13 protein-coding genes are annotated in these 15,034 nt (G+C 52.7%); 4 read left to right on the top strand and 9 right to left on the bottom strand.

Annotated elements, in window-relative coordinates; all coding sequences use genetic code 11:
* Positions 1–15: 15 nt before the first annotated feature.
* From J2Z18_RS16545 to J2Z18_RS16520, 6 genes are all read right to left on the bottom strand, one after another.
* A complete protein-coding gene (locus tag J2Z18_RS16545) occupies positions 16–1,707 on the bottom strand; it encodes a spore germination protein (protein ID WP_210095038.1) in 1,692 nt (563 codons plus the stop codon).
* Positions 1,708–1,995: 288 nt separating this feature from the next.
* Positions 1,996–2,709 (bottom strand): MgtC/SapB family protein, encoded by a 714-nt coding sequence (locus J2Z18_RS16540; RefSeq protein WP_007127643.1) that lies wholly within the window; start codon positions 2,707–2,709, stop codon positions 1,996–1,998.
* Positions 2,710–2,762: 53 nt separating this feature from the next.
* Positions 2,763–3,368, bottom strand: coding sequence for a glycerol-3-phosphate responsive antiterminator (locus tag J2Z18_RS16535; RefSeq protein ID WP_007127642.1), 606 nt, complete (start codon positions 3,366–3,368; stop codon positions 2,763–2,765).
* A gap of 66 nt (positions 3,369–3,434) precedes the next feature.
* Positions 3,435–4,244 carry an HAD-IIA family hydrolase gene (locus tag J2Z18_RS16530; RefSeq protein WP_210095037.1) on the bottom strand — a complete coding sequence of 270 codons (810 nt, stop codon included), beginning with the start codon at positions 4,242–4,244 and terminating at the stop codon, positions 3,435–3,437.
* 358 nt (positions 4,245–4,602) lie between these two features.
* Entirely contained in the window at positions 4,603–6,348 is a 1,746-nt protein-coding gene (locus tag J2Z18_RS16525) for a glycerol-3-phosphate dehydrogenase/oxidase (protein ID WP_210095036.1), read from the bottom strand.
* 341 nt (positions 6,349–6,689) lie between these two features.
* Positions 6,690–7,562 (bottom strand): AraC family transcriptional regulator, encoded by an 873-nt coding sequence (locus tag J2Z18_RS16520; protein ID WP_007127639.1) that lies wholly within the window; start codon positions 7,560–7,562, stop codon positions 6,690–6,692.
* A 132-nt stretch (positions 7,563–7,694) separates the two neighbouring features.
* Between J2Z18_RS16520 and J2Z18_RS16515 the strand changes: the two genes are divergently transcribed.
* The 3 genes from J2Z18_RS16515 (at position 7,695) to J2Z18_RS16505 (ending at position 10,576) form a co-directional block, all read left to right on the top strand.
* Complete coding sequence (locus tag J2Z18_RS16515) at positions 7,695–8,753, top strand: Gfo/Idh/MocA family protein (protein WP_210095035.1); 1,059 nt, start codon at positions 7,695–7,697, stop codon at positions 8,751–8,753.
* The gene (locus J2Z18_RS16510) at positions 8,750–9,607 is read left to right on the top strand and encodes a sugar phosphate isomerase/epimerase family protein (protein ID WP_007127637.1); all 858 of its coding nucleotides are present in this window, start codon (positions 8,750–8,752) and stop codon (positions 9,605–9,607) included. The genes J2Z18_RS16515 and J2Z18_RS16510 overlap by 4 nt, the downstream gene beginning before the upstream one ends.
* A gap of 72 nt (positions 9,608–9,679) precedes the next feature.
* Complete coding sequence (locus J2Z18_RS16505; RefSeq protein WP_210095034.1) at positions 9,680–10,576, top strand: sugar phosphate isomerase/epimerase family protein; 897 nt, start codon at positions 9,680–9,682, stop codon at positions 10,574–10,576.
* A gap of 157 nt (positions 10,577–10,733) precedes the next feature.
* On the opposite strand, the gene J2Z18_RS16500 is transcribed toward J2Z18_RS16505, so the two are convergent.
* Positions 10,734–11,765 (bottom strand): Gfo/Idh/MocA family protein, encoded by a 1,032-nt coding sequence (locus tag J2Z18_RS16500; protein ID WP_007127635.1) that lies wholly within the window; start codon positions 11,763–11,765, stop codon positions 10,734–10,736.
* Between the two features lie 23 nt (positions 11,766–11,788).
* A complete protein-coding gene (locus J2Z18_RS16495) occupies positions 11,789–12,676 on the bottom strand; it encodes a sugar phosphate isomerase/epimerase family protein (RefSeq protein WP_007127634.1) in 888 nt (295 codons plus the stop codon).
* A gap of 257 nt (positions 12,677–12,933) precedes the next feature.
* Here J2Z18_RS16495 and J2Z18_RS16490 point away from each other — a divergent pair, with 257 nt between their 5' ends.
* Complete coding sequence (locus J2Z18_RS16490; RefSeq protein WP_007127633.1) at positions 12,934–13,839, top strand: helix-turn-helix transcriptional regulator; 906 nt, start codon at positions 12,934–12,936, stop codon at positions 13,837–13,839.
* Here J2Z18_RS16490 and J2Z18_RS16485 read toward each other — a convergent pair.
* Positions 13,799–15,034: an aminotransferase class I/II-fold pyridoxal phosphate-dependent enzyme gene (locus J2Z18_RS16485; RefSeq protein ID WP_028405151.1), complete on the bottom strand. Its 1,236-nt coding sequence runs from the start codon at positions 15,032–15,034 to the stop codon at positions 13,799–13,801. The genes J2Z18_RS16490 and J2Z18_RS16485 overlap by 41 nt on opposite strands.

Raw genomic sequence — 15,034 nt, 5'->3', positions numbered from 1 at the left:
TCAGTTCGCCTCCCATCATGAGTTACGATTTCCTCCTGCTCCGTTCGCAGCCGTATGCTGCCCCCTTCCCGAAGCGCTTCCGCCATCGGCACCTTGTTGCCCCGACCCGCTCATCCTCCCATCCGAGTCTCCAGCCAAGGAAGTGTCTTGATTCGATGACGCTCCAAATCCGGTTGAAGACTCCGCAGCTTGAGTTTGCAGCGGCTGAAAGGGTAAACGGATGATCGCATCCTTCTGATTCCTGAGCCGGAATGGACTGATTGGCGACATGAAGGGTACACCGAAGGACCGGAGACTGTTCATATGCGCGATCAGCACGATGACGCCCAAGGTCAGCCCATAGAAGCCGAACATGCCGGAGAGAACCATGAAGCCAAAGCGAATCAGCCGTCCAGCGATGGACAGGTTGTAGGCCGGAAGCGTGAAGCTTGCAATACCGGTCAATGCCACTACGATAACCATCGCTGGCGTAATGAGACCTGCTTCAACGACAGCTTGTCCGAGGATGAGCGCACCGACAACCGAAACCGTCTGCCCAATCGCCCGCGGCATCCTGACACCGGCTTCCCGCAATATCTCGAACACAACCTCCATGAGCATCGCTTCGATAAAAGCCGGAAAGGGGACGCCTTCACGTTGGGCAACCAGACTGATCAGCAGCTGCGTCGGTACCATTTCATAGTGAAACGTTGTTAATGCGATATAAACAGACGGACCCAGAATCAAAATAATAAAGCTGATATAGCGTACGAGCCGCATGACGATGGCGATATCGAAACGCTGCGCATAATCCTCAGGCGACTGAAAGAAATGGGCAAATACCGTTGGAAGCACCAGCACAAAAGGGGTTCCGTCCACCAAGACTACGATCCGGCCCTCCAGCAGCTTGCTCGTCGCATCGTCAGGACGCTCCGTGTTATATATCGTTGGAAACGGAGTAATGGTCTTATCTTGAATGAATTCTTCAATATAGGCCGATTCCAATATCCCTTCAATCTCAATCCGGTTCAGCCTGTCCTTGATCTCCCTGACAATCCCCGGATCCGCCTTGCCCTTGACGTACATGATGGCTACGTGGGTATGGGTGACCGATCCGATCTTCATCGTTTCGAGCCATAGCTGAGAAGATTTTAATCTTCGCCGGATGAGTGAAATATTGGTTGCAATGGACTCCACAAAGCTGTCCTTCGGGCCGCGGACGACCAGCTGCGAGGTTGGCTCGGTTACGGATCTCCATTGCCCGCCCTGAGTGCCTGCGATAATGATGTGATCCGCCCCCTCAATCAGGATGACCGTGTCTCCAGACAATATCGCCAGCATCGCTTCATTCCAATCTGCACTCATTCTGGATTCGCCCATCGCAAGTCCGTCTTTCATGACCATATCCAGAAAATCGGCCGGGCTGCGCTCCTTCTGCAGGAATTCCTTGCTTAATTGCAGCAGCGATTCCATCACATCGTGATTGATCATTTCCGGATCGCTGAGCCCGTTTAAATAAACGATGGCGCAATTGGCCTCGGACGCTCCTCCAAGCTTCAATTGCCGGAAAATGATATCCGGGCTGTTCCCAAGTTCTGTGCGGATGCGGTCCAGATGCTCCTGTAAATGGTCGGCCGGCTCGATTCCCGCAATTTTCCGGGAAGCTTCCTGCCCCGGCGCATCCTTCCTTGGGGCGAAGCGGCGGCCGCGAGGCCGGTAGCGTAGCATTTCGTTTCCTCCCAGCATGCAAAGCTCGAGTTACCTCCATTATTTGCTTTACATGCCTTTTTCATGCGGAGCAGCAAGGAAATGAATTCCTTCTCCGGCCGTGAAGTAGAAGCGGATCCATCCATCTATACATCTATCTTCTAAAAGGAAATCTTGGTGATGGTCATTCTTTATGGGGTGCAACCTTAATGGAGAAGTGTTGGGGTCTGATAATGAAATGGAGCCGTACAAATGTACGGCTCCATGGCTAAACCTTATCTGCGATGCTATTTCCGATCAAATACGTACCTAATCCCGCCAATTCATCCGCACCTGCTTGATCCCCTCGACCTGCCACAGCTGCTCGAATAAGGCATCGATGCCTTTGCTGTTAAATGAATACACCCGGAATTCCATCGTTACTTTCGTTGAATCATCATCGGCAGAGTCATTATTGACGATCATGCCCTGGACGGTCATGTTCGCCTTTTGGAGAAGATCGGTAATGATGCTGACCTGCACGGGCCGATCACCCGCTTCAATCATGATTTTCAGGCTCCCCGACTTCTTAATGAACAAAAACCGGGATTCCAGCTTGTTCAGCACAAGCGTACTGATCAGCACGATGGCAGTCGTAACGACCGCCGGCCAGTAAAACCCGGACCCCACGCTGAGCCCGATGGCAGCAGCTACCCATAACGTTGCTGCTGTGGTGAGGCCTGAAATAATATGATTGGAACGCCGCAGGATAGCGCCCGCGCCAAGGAAGCCGATACCGCTTACCACCTGCGCCGCAAGCCGCGCAGGGTCAAATCTGGCATTGGGATGATTGATAAGCAAGGAGTCAAATCCGTAAATGGAGGTCAACATGATGAGGGTTGATCCCACGGCAACCAACAGATGGGTCTTCAGTCCAGCCTGCTTATTTCTGCGCTCCCGTTCCCAACCGATCAGCCCGCCGAGCAGAGCTGCAAGCAGCAGCCGCATCAGCATCGTTTGCATATCCAGTGAAATATCGTACATTTTCGTTCACTCCTCATCAGCAACCGTTCTATTATCCCCCTCGCTGGCCGGTCTTATTGCATATGCTCATCCTGCCAGCGCCATAGTTCCTTACTGGAGGTCGAAATCCCGATGACGCCGCTCTTTAGAGCCGTATCGAAATCCTCCAAATCAATCATTAATCCACCCGCAATGACGGGCACATCGACTTCCGCCCGGATCCGGTCCATAATCCGCTCGCATACCATGCCTGGCAGCACTTCAATGGCATCCGGATTCGAAGCCTTAATCATCTTGATCCCGTTATCCAGCGAAACGGAGTCAAATACGAACAGTCGTTGAACGGTCAGCAGGCCAAGCTTCTTGGCCTCGACGATGATCGTATTCTTCGTGGTGACAATGCCGTCGATGCCTACCTTTTCAGCCAAATAAGTTACTCCCGCCCGATCCTTCCCGATCCCTTCGATCAGGTCGAAATGAACGAAGGACAGCTTTCCGGCCTCCTGGATTTGTTCTACGATCGACTCGATATTAAATATATCGGTCCTCAAAATAAACACGATGTTCGATTCGGTTGCAAGCACGGAGGGGAGCTCGTCAGCATTCATCAAAGATGTAATGATCGGTTTGCGCTTCAAGCAGTACGTGATTCGCTGCGCGCCTTCTACACTTGTTCTCATGTCTTCACCTCGTTGCCAAGAGCAGCATCTCCGGTTCTCCAGCTGCCCGGGCTTATTTTTTGTACCTTAAGAACCCGCTTCATTTGCCTCTTTCACGGTACGGCTGCGATAAATATCGTGGACCGAATCCAGAATATAGGTTGGCTTCACATCGCTGTCTTTCAAATCCTCCGGAGTCGAGACGCCGGTAAGCACCAACGCTGTGCTCATCCCGGCCTGATTGCCCATTCGAATATCGGTTTCCAGACGATCTCCCGTCATGAGGCACTCTTCAGCCTTAACTCCCAAAATATCAAGTGCCGTCAACGCCGTCAAGACGGAGGGCTTACCCATGACGGTTGTAATTTTCATGCCGGTCGTGCCTTCAATAGCCCCGATCATGCCGCCGCAATCAGGAATATCGCCTCCCGGCATCGGGCATGTTCGATCCGGATGCGTAGCGATAACGGCCGCGCCTCTCTTAATCGATTGGTATGCAAAATCCAGATGCTTATAATGAAAGTCCCGATCCCAGGACACGACAACGACGTCCGTCTCTTCCGGCGCGGAAGCAAATGTAATCCCGTTATCCAGCAGCTCCTGCTTTAATATCGGCTCGCCGATGACATAAACCTTCGCCCCCGGATGATGCTTGTGCAAATAATGAATCGTTACGAGTGCGGGATTCAAAATGTTATCCAGCTCCACCGGGATTCCGAGCTTCCCTAGCTTTTTCAAATAATTTTCTCGGGAATCGATCGTTTTGTTCGTCAGAAACAACAAGCGTTTATTCAAGCCCTGCAAATAACGGACGGTCTCTACGGCCCCCTCGATCGCTTCCGGCCCTAAATAAATCGTGCCATCCAAGTCAAAGATATACCCTGAAAAATGATCCATACTCGATCTCCTCTGCATGTTCCATCTTGGAATTTTGATAGATTCACAATCTGACTCGTGGGACTACGAAAACGGAGCCGCACGTGGTCTAGTATTCATATGTTCCGGCACAGCCGGTTAGTCCTTGCCGAAACCACTTGCTAAAGGAGCCGGATTTCTAAAATCGCCCATAAAAAATGAGAAGCTCCTCTGCATAGCAAGATGCTCATTCATGCAAAATGAATGATTCCGTTATGCAAAGGGCTTCTCATCATCTCCGCCCAGCTCTATAATCGATAATTTAATACTACAACCAGTTATTCCATTTGACAAGTGAATCATCGGGATCATTCGGTTCGAATGCCGAAAATGGGGACCATTAGGTTTGCGTTAGCTGTTTCGCTGCCTCATCCGACACAATCAGCTCGGCGGGATCTTGGTCAGGCTCCAAGGGGAACCGCTCAAGTAGGTTGCCTCCTCCAAGCCCCCATGCCATCTGAAGCTGATCCTCAAGCAAACGCCACTGCCTGGCCTGCTCTTCTTCATCCCAATCCAGCAGCTCGCCCATGATCTCCATGACGGGAGCGATCATCCGCTCGGCCGTCTCCCGCTCAAACCATACCCAGCCGGTTCGCCGCAGCAGGAAATCTTCGGCGGCAACGGTCATTTCATGCTCGATTGAATAGATCAGCTCTGCCCGCAGCAGCTTATATTCATCCTTTTCCTCAGCTGACGAAGCCCGATAAATGTCCAGCAGCTTCTTGGCGTTCGACCCGTATCTTGCTATAAGTCTTCGCATGGGGTCAGCTCCGATTCCTTGAAGGGCACCCTGTTCGACCATCATTTCCTTGAACCGTTTATAAGTAAGACCGTTCAGGTCCCCTCCGCTGATTGGCGTCCGGTCGGTCATGCAAGGAGGATAGATGGTTCCATCCTCATCCTGGATGTGCTTAGACACGAGGTCCACAACGGACATCGCCCTCTTGCGAAATCCGGTTAGATTTCCAGGCCTCGCTGTGATCAACCCTGATTCGGATATGAGAATGCCATCCTTCCCGGTCATGTCGGGAGACTGTCTGTTCTCCGGCTTGAACATCGCGCTTAATCCGCACCAGCCTGATTCGATATCCCCATGCTCCAGGCGGATTCCGGGGAACAAGCCGTTGACGGCGCCCATCAAATACCGCTTATCCTCGTCCGTTATATCTGGTGTCCCGACACCTCCTTCAAACGGAGTCCCGGTCATGCCGATGCAAGTCTTAGAATCCTTAGGGATGACGAGGACTCTCCTGCCTCCGGGACCTTCAAAACAAACAGCCTGACGAACAGGGAGTTTGTTATAATCGACAACAAGATGCACCCCCTTGGTCAATTGCAGCTGCTCGCTGGCCAGCGAGTTGTCCATTTGCCTTACCTGATCCGCCCATGGGCCGGCGGCATTCACAATTTGGCGGGCGAGGATCGGATATCGGATTCCGCTTAAGCGGTCCTCGACACGGACGCCTGCAATCCTCCCGCCCCGATAGATAAAACCCAACACTTTTGCGTAATTGACCATCAGCGCGCCCTTCATCCGGGCAGCCTTCAGCACCTCAATCGTCAATCTCGCATCGTCAGCCCGGTACTCACGGCAGTAGGCCGCCCCTTTTAACGCGTCCGAATTCAGCAGGTTTTCCAAAGACAGGGTTTGTTCCCGCCGGTACATCCTTCCCCGACGGCTAGCCTTCGCACCGGCAAGCCGATCATACGCATACAGCCTGATGGAACTCGCCAAATAACCGCTGGGCTGATGTTTATAAATCGGCAGCAGCACTGGAAGCGGTTTCACCAAATGGGGGGCGCAGCGACGCAGCAATGCCCGCTCGGTACAAGACTCGCGTACCAAACGAAGCTTCCCTTTCCTGAGATATATCAATCCGCCATGGATCACCTTGGCGGATTTGCCGCTTGTTCCGGAGGCGAAATCATTCATCTCCACCAAGCCGACCGTCATTCCACGGCAGCTGGCGTCCCAGGCAATCCCGGCGCCCGTAATGCCACCGCCGATCACCAGAACATCCAGCTTGCCCCTCTCCATGTCCTGTAAATATTGAGCCCGCAGCTTTGCGGATAACCCTTCGTTCACCGTCAATCACCTCTTTCCCCAACGCCTTGATATAAGAAAAACGTCTATCGACGTACTTTCAAGGAAGACAAACCGCGTTTAGCAGTAGTTTTTTGCGAGATCTGGCAGCAGCTTCCTCCGGAGTTTATAGCTTCAGATAGCTAAAAAAGAACCGCTTCTGCCGAAAATGCGCACGTCATACGCATCCATAGCAAAAGGGTCCTCCATGATCTCCGCCCGCTTATGCATTTAAGATAATGATATTCATTATAGGATGCATTGATCTATATGTCTACAGTCTTATCCTATGATACAGCGGCACGGCGTATGAACTGCCTGCACATGGATCAGCTTATGACAGATCAATGAGAAACAGCACTGTTTTTTCTTAAAAAAGAAGGAGCAAGCCGTTTATATTTCTTGAAGATGCGGCTGAAATAATAAATATCCTTGAACCCCGTCGCTACCGCGATCTCGGAGACGGTAAGCGGGCTGCTTCGCAGCAGATAATCCGCTTTATTAATCCGGGTCTCGTTAACATATTCCGTTACGGTTCTTCCGCTCAGCTCTTTAAACAACCGGCTGAAATGATATCGGCTGAGACCGGCCATCCCGGATAGCAGCTCGACCGACAGCTCCTCCTTGTAATGCTCCTCAATGTATTTGAATATCGGGGCAAAACGCTCTACGTTCTTCATCCGCTCCACATATTCATCCTGTGTGAGAACAGTTGCAACATAGCCTCTCAAGAGCAGCGTAAGCAAACGGTACAGCTCGGATTTAATGGCGAGCTCATAACCGAATTCCCGCTTTTCCAGCTCTTGGATGATCGCCAGCATAGATGAAAGAACATCATCTCCATTAACCCGGTTGGCGAACACCAGACGATTTTGGGTAATCGGCGTAATGAATTTCATCTCCGGCGCATCCAAGGAATGGCTCTGGAGCAGCGAGAAGTCCACGATTAACGCATAATAGAACAAATGATCAGACTGACTGATTCCATAATGAAGCTCATTGCGATTAATGACAATCAAATCGCCTTCGCGGGCATGCAAGGTGGAGGAACCACACTCCAGCATTGCTTCTCCGGAGACAAAATACAAAATTTCCAAATGCTCGTGATAGTGGCGATTAAACATGACCTGTCCCCTGCCCTCGAACTGGCAGAGATGAACCTTGATCGGAAATTGGGGGTCCGGCATCGTCATCGGTTCCCGCAGTGTATGGTCCAATGCTATGGTCTCCTTTGAACTTGATCAAGACAGCACGATCGTACAAACAAAAAGCACGGTTTATCATGGTGTCTTTCCTTAGAAGCATTATAATACAGAAGTGTAATGCAGTAAATTCAGAGGAGTGAAATCATGAAATCAATTAATGTTGGGGTCATTGGAACTGGTTCGATCTCTGCTATGCATTTGCAATCCTACCAAAAACACGCGAACGCGAATCTGCTCGCGGTATGTGATTTAAATGAAGAACGCGCACGGCTTGCGGCTGAAAAGTACGGCGCTACCAAAGTATTTACAGATTATCGCGAGCTGCTGGCCGATCCTGAGATCGATGCGGTAAGCATCTGTACCTGGAACAATACCCATGCCGAGATCAGCATTGCCGCTCTTAACGCCGGCAAGCATGTCCTGGTCGAGAAGCCGCTGTGCCGTACGGTCGAGGAAGCGCTGCGCGTTCAGGAAGCGGTGAAATCCTCCGGCAAGCTGCTTCAAGTCGGCTTTGTCAGACGCTATGATCCGAATGCTCAAATGCTGCGCGATTTCGCGGACAAAGGCGAGTTCGGGGAAATTTATTTTGCGAAGGCCTCTTCGATCCGCAGACTCGGAAATCCGGGCGGCTGGTTCTCCGACATTGAACGTTCGGGGGGCGGACCGCTAATTGATATCGGCGTTCACGTCATTGATCTGTGCTGGTACATGATGGGCCGTCCGAAGCCGGTAGCGGTCAGCGCCAATACATACCGAAAGTTGGGCAACCGTTCCAATGTCCGGAATCTGTCGTTCTATAAAGCTGCAGATTATGATGCAGAGAAGAATACGGTTGAGGATATGGCCAATGCGATGATCCGATTTGAAAACGGTGCTTCCTTGCTGGTTGATGTCAGCTTTACGCTGCATGCGAAGGATAATCAGCAGTCCGTCAAATTGTACGGCGACAAGGGCGGATTCGAGATCGATCCTGAAGTTGTCATCGTCACCGAGAAGCATGATACGATCATCAACATCCAGCCTCAAACGGACCACAAGGGATTTGACTTCAATTCCGCTTTCCAGAGTGAGGTCAACCACTTTATCGCAAGCATTGAGAACGGAACCCAGCCGCTCAGCCCGGTGGAAGACGGTGTGGAGATTATGAAAATTCTGTGCGGTATCTATGAATCCGCCGAAAAAGGAGCTGAAGTTCTGCTATGAAACTTGGCGTAAGCTCGTACAGCCTGTACCAGGCCATGAACAAAGGTGAAATGACCATAACCGACGTGATCGACTACATTGCCGAAATCGGCGGTGAGCATATTGAGATCGTGCCCCTCGGATTCAATTTAAAGGAAAATCCGGAGCTCATCGATACGATTAAGTCCCATGCCGCCGCCAAAGGGCTCGAGCTCTCCAACTATGCCATCGGCGCGAACTTCGCCGAACTCGACGATGCCGCTTATGAGGCAGAGATCGAGCGCGTAAAAAGCGAGGTCGATATTGCAGCAGCCCTGGGCGTAAAGCGGATGCGCCATGACGTGGCAACGTCCAAGGACTTGTCGCTCGTTCATTTTATCGAGGAGCTCCCTCGCCTTGCAAATGCCTGCCGCATCATCGCGGATTATGCAGCCGAGCGCGGCATTATCACCAGCGTGGAGAATCACGGATATTTCATTCAGCACAGCGACCGGGTGAAAGCGCTTGTCCAAACCGTTAACCATCCAAACTTCAAGACGACGCTGGACGTCGGCAACTTCATGTGTGCGGATGAGGAATCCACCGTAGCCGTGAAGAACAATATCGGTCTCGCCTCCATGGTGCATTTCAAGGACTTCTATTACCGTCCGGCTAGCCGTCCTCCAGGCGGAGGCTGGTTTAACACGTCTAGCGGTAACTGGCTTCGCGGTGCCATTGTCGGCCAAGGCGACATTAAGATTCCAGAAGTGATTCGCATCGTGAAGGAATCCGGTTATGACGGCTACATTTCCATTGAATTCGAGGGCATGGAAGATTGCCGCACCGGAACCAAGCTGGGCCTGGAGTATGTGCGCAAAGTGTGGAACGAAAGCTGATCTTTTCATTTTTGATATTCAATCAATAGAAGCAAACGATCGACGACAAAGATTGAGGGAGGAGTTTAAGCGATGTCGAAGCCTATCATGCCGAACAAAATTGGCGTTATTGTTGACAGCTTTCGGGTTGGCGTAAGAGAAGGTTTGGTTAAGGCGAAAAATGTCGGTGCCGACGGTGTTCAGATCTACGCTGTTCATGGAGAGATGGATCCGGCCAATCTGTCCGTGTCCGCACGGAAGGAACTGAAGGATTATATTGAATCCTTGGGCCTTGAAATCTCGGCGCTGGTGGGAGACCTGGGGGGCCACGGTTTCCAGGATCCGTCCGAAAATGCAGCCAAAATCGAGAAGTCGAAACGCATCATGGAGCTGGGTCTTGAGCTTGGCACCAATATCGTGACCACCCACATTGGCATCGTGCCGCAGGACCGCAACAGCCGCGTATACGAGACAATGCACAACGCCTGCCTCGAGCTTAGCACGTTCGCCAAATCCATGAACGCGTTCTTTGCCATCGAGACGGGGCCGGAGCCTTCCGCCCATCTCAAGTCCTTCCTGGACGGTCTTGGCTCGAACGGCGTGTCCGTGAACTTTGACCCGGCCAATATGGTGATGGTGACCGGCGATGATCCTGTCCAAGGCGTATATAATCTGAAGGATTACATCGTCCACACGCACGCGAAGGACGGTATCAAGCTGGCCGAGTTTGTGGATCCGCGTGACGTGTACGGAGATTTCGGTTATGAAGCGCCGGCACTTGATCATGACAAGATTGCCGACATGGCGGAGTCCGGCGAGAAGTTCCGTGAAGTTCCGCTCGGCGAAGGCAGCGTGGATTGGCCTGCATATCTTCAAGCCTTGAAGGATATCGGCTACACCGGATATTTGACGATCGAACGTGAAGTGAAAGCCAATCCGGAGGCCGATATTAAGCTCGCGGTTGACTTCCTGAAAACGTTCCGTGCGTAGCGCCTAACGAATACTTCACAATTGTGAGACGAAAGAAACGGGGCTGTCCCGCAGATGAACTTCCCCCTACAGCAGCAGGCTTTATGGTTTCGCCTGTCTACCATATGGGGAGCATCTGGGACAGCCCCGTTTTATTAGGGATACAATATTTATACGCTTACGATACGCTCTGCTTCCCGGACAGCGCTTCCAGCGCTCCCTGAGCCTTGGCCGAGCGGATCTCCGCTTCGATGATTTCCAGTGAGCCTACGGCACTCTCCGGCGTGCATACCGTTACAGCCTTCCCTTGTGCCACGCTGTCAATGAAATAGCGGAGCTCGCGGTAATATCCGGAATCACCTGACAGCTCAGCCGTAAAGCCCGGCGCATCCTCTGGATACACCTTCACTTCATTGTTTTCAAATACAATCGTAGCCTTCTCCAGGTTCACTCGGTACCCCATATAGAAGCCGTGGTCGCCATGCAGGGTCCAATCCGCTCTGGCCGTAATGACCTTGCCGTCCGGATAGCTGTAATGCGTCGACACGATATCGTACGAGCTTCCTTCGATGATATTCTTGGCGAAAGTAGATACATGCTGCGGTCTGCCTAACAGCCAATGGATCATATCGACGTCATGGACATGCATATCCGTGATGCAGCCGCCGCTCTTGTCTCCCTCGAGGAACCAGCCTTTAGGCGGCTCGGAGCCGCGGAAGAATTCGCCGGCTACGATTTGTCCGTAACGCCCGTCCTCCAGGCAAGCCTTCAAATATTCGTACGCCGGCCAGAAGCGAAGACATTGCCCGATCATTAGGGTTGCGCCCGTACGCTCAGCCGTCTTCACCATCCGCCAGGCTTCTTCCGAGCTGCCTGCGATCGGCTTCTCGCATAAGACATGAATTCCGCGTTCGAGCAGCATGCAGGTCATATCCGCGTGCAGATTCGTCGGCAAGCATACATCGACGATGTCGAGCTCCTCATTCTCCAGCATGCGATCGATATGGTCATACAGCCGGTAAGGCGTAAGATCATACACTTCCCGCTCGGTCGCCATATTGCCGTTAGCCTTGCTCTCTTTCAGTTCATCAATTCGGATATCGCAAATCGCGGCAAGCTGGATATCCGCTCCTTCATCCATTAGCCGCATGTAATTGTCAAAGTGCATACGTCCCATAAAACCAAAGCCCAACAGTCCGATTTTCAGCAAGCTGATCCCCTCCTCTTCTTCCCTTAAGATTGTCCCAATTGCTCACGCACGGCCGTTTGACGCAGCGTTGGCGTCCGGCCAAGAATCGCATCCATGGCGTTCGAGGTGTTGAAAATGATCTGATCCGAATAGTGCTTGTAAGCAGGGATCATCTCCGCGGTGACATAATTGTCATAGCCGATTCCCTTCAATGCCTCGACCACGGCAGGGTAATCGACGTCTCCAGCCAGCAGGTCCACGAAGCCGTGCAAGCCTCCCGCCTGTCTGCGGTAGTCCTTGAAATGAACCTTCTTGATTCTTGATCCCAGAATGCGAATCCAGTGCTCCGGATAACCGCTGTGCACGACGTTACCTACATCAAAATAGGAGCCGACATAATCGGAGCCGATCTCATCAATAAAGGTGCGCAGCTCCAATGGAGAGAGCAAAAATTTGTTCCAAACGTTCTCGATGGCAATCGCCACCCCCGCGCTTTCGGCATACGGAACCAGCTTGCGGATGCCTTCCTGCGCCCGTTCGTAAGCTACCTCGTAATCGATAACCGCGGAGCCGGGGACGAAGTCCACGCCAACCGCGCCAGGAATAACCAGGATCGCATCCACTCCAAAAGCTGCAGCCAGCTCGAGCTGTTTTTTGCAAATATCGAATGCTTTTTCGCGCACTGCCGGGTCATCGCTTGTCATCGGATAATCCCAGTACAGGCCAGTAGCAAGCCCGGCGATTTCCAGATTCGCGTCCTCCAGCTGAGCCTTGATGTTCTTAACCTCCTGATCGCCGGCCTGAAGGCCAAGCTCTCCATCCTTATTCAGCGACAGCTCGATCCCTTCGAAGCCGGCCTCCTTCGCCAGTTGGATGCATTCCGCAATAGACGCATCTCCCCGAAACGACCAAATGTTGATCCCTTTCTTCATAACGAATACCTCCCCATTTGTTTTGGTTTGCTGCTAGCCTGCCACGGATGCCGGGTTAGCCATGAAAATGAAAGAAAGCTCCTAGAAACGCATCATTTGACTTTTTCCGTCAAGTTGAAAGGCAGGGAATGTCATGTAATAATACTTATATAATAAACAAAGACTCGTCTGATTGATTTAGATAGAAAAGCGATTTTTTGGACAATTTCGTTATGTTGCCAGGAAGGGTTATGTAGGTTAAAAAGGAGGAACAGCTTATGGCCGTCGAGGCATCGGAATACCCTCTGCAGCGGCTCGCCCCGGTTCAGCAGTGGTCTCCCAGCATTCATTACGCCCAGCTTCAACGAATGGGGACCGGAGCTCTTCCGCAGCGCAGATTGTACGATTTCGAGCTGCTGTATGTCAGCCAAGGAGAGGCCGTCACGACGATGTACGGAAAGCGCCATGTTATTGAGGCAGGCCAGCTCATCTTTCTGCCCTCCGGCGTTTACCATCAGAATGAAGTGACCTCGATCCCGGAAGCGCATTTTCTCGGCATTCACTTTGATTTTTTCGGAGAGCTTGAAATCCAGACCGAAGCGGACATGATTGTGAACGAAGCCGCCGTAGCGGCGGATAAATTTGCCAGGGAGGCCATCTCGGAGGTTTTCCCTCCGCTGTCTTCCCGGACGATTTACACGCCTCCGCTCTCCTGCGTTCAATTAATGGAGCGGGTCGTGGAGGAGTTTACGCTCCGTCCCGCAGGATATGAGCTTGTCTGTAAAGGGTTGATGCTGGATATTCTCGTTCAGTTATTCCGCACCCACTCCTCCCAGGCTCTGACGGAAACGTCGCCCCATGACGGCAAGCTGATGGATCTGATGGCCCGCATTGAAAAAGCTCCAGCCGAAGACTGGAGCAATAAACGGATCGCGGCGCATCTGATGCTGAGCCCTGATCATACCGCCAAGCTGTTTAAGCGCCTGGCGGGGATGCCGCCAAGCGAGTTTGTTCAATCGGTTCGCCACCGCGAAGCACGGCGGCTGCTGCGGGAAACCGATCTTTCGATTGAAGCGATCGGAGACCGGATCGGCTACCCGGATATCCATTATTTCAGCCGGATCTTCCGCAAGCTTGAAGGGATTACAGCGACAGACTACCGCAAGCTTTCGAGAATTCTGTAGGGAAAGCCGCATGAACGGAAGGCAGAAGCTCCGCCGACTTCAGCCAACGGCCGATCCGCTCAACCGCCTCCTGAAGCTGCCCGGAGGAAGCTGCATAGGAGCAGCGGATGAATCCTTCCCCGCCAAGACCGAATACGTGGCCGGGCACGGCTGCAACCTTCGCCTCGCGCAGCATCCGTTCGGCGAACTGCTGTGAGCTAAGCCCCGTTCCGGCAATGCTCGGAAAGGCATAGAAGGCTCCCTTCGGCTCGCGGCAGGGAAGGCCGATCTCGTTCAGCCCTTGAACGAACATCTTCCGGCGTTCATCGAACGCCGCCTTCATGGATTCCTTGTCCTCCTGCCCGTTTCTCATACATTCAATCGCTGCGATCTGTCCCATAATTGGAGCGCAGAGGGCCGTATACTGGTGAATTTTTATCATCCCCTTAAGCAGCTCCCGTTCTCCGCATAAATACCCGACCCGCCAGCCCGTCATGGCGAAGGCTTTCGAGAAACCGCCGATGACGAGTGTGCGGTCCCGCATCCCCGGCAGGGAGGCGATGCTGGTATGCTCCCCGACGTACGTAAGCTCCGCATACATTTCATCCGAGATGACAACCAGATTGTGCTGAATCGCGAGGCTGGCAATCGGCAGCCAATCGGCAGCCGTCATCACAGCCCCCGTCGGATTGCTCGGAAAGTTCACGACGAGCGCTTTGGTTCGTGGTGTAATCGCCTGCTGCAGCGCGTCGGCGGTCAATTTGAAATCCTGCTCGGCAGTCAGCTCCAGTTCCACGGCACGTCCGCCATTCAGACTGACGAGCGGAGCATAGGCAACATACCCCGGCACAGGAATGATCACCTCGTCGCCCGGGGATACAAGGGCGCGCAGCGCCAAGTCGATCGCCTCGCTGCCGCCCACCGTGACCAGCACCTCCCGCGACGGCTCGTAGCTCAGCTGAAAGCGGCTGTACAAATACTCCGCAATAGCTTCCCGCAGCTCCATTAGCCCCTCATTCGGCGTATACATGGTCCGTCCGCTCTCCAGCGCCCGGGCGCTCGCCTCAATGGCACGCTTCGGGGTAACAAAATCCGGCTCGCCGACTCCCAGGGAGATCACCTCCGGATCCGCTTCGGCCGCATTAAAGAACTGCCGGATCCCTGAGGGCGGCATGGTTTGCACAATCGGCGTCAGGAAGCTATTCGTTGTATTCAT

This window comes from Paenibacillus lactis, assembly GCF_017873605.1.
Lineage (GTDB): Bacteria > Bacillota > Bacilli > Paenibacillales > Paenibacillaceae > Paenibacillus_AQ > Paenibacillus_AQ lactis.
The sequence above is the reverse complement of the archived record's forward strand: the minus strand, read 5'-3'. Positions and strand labels throughout refer to the sequence as shown.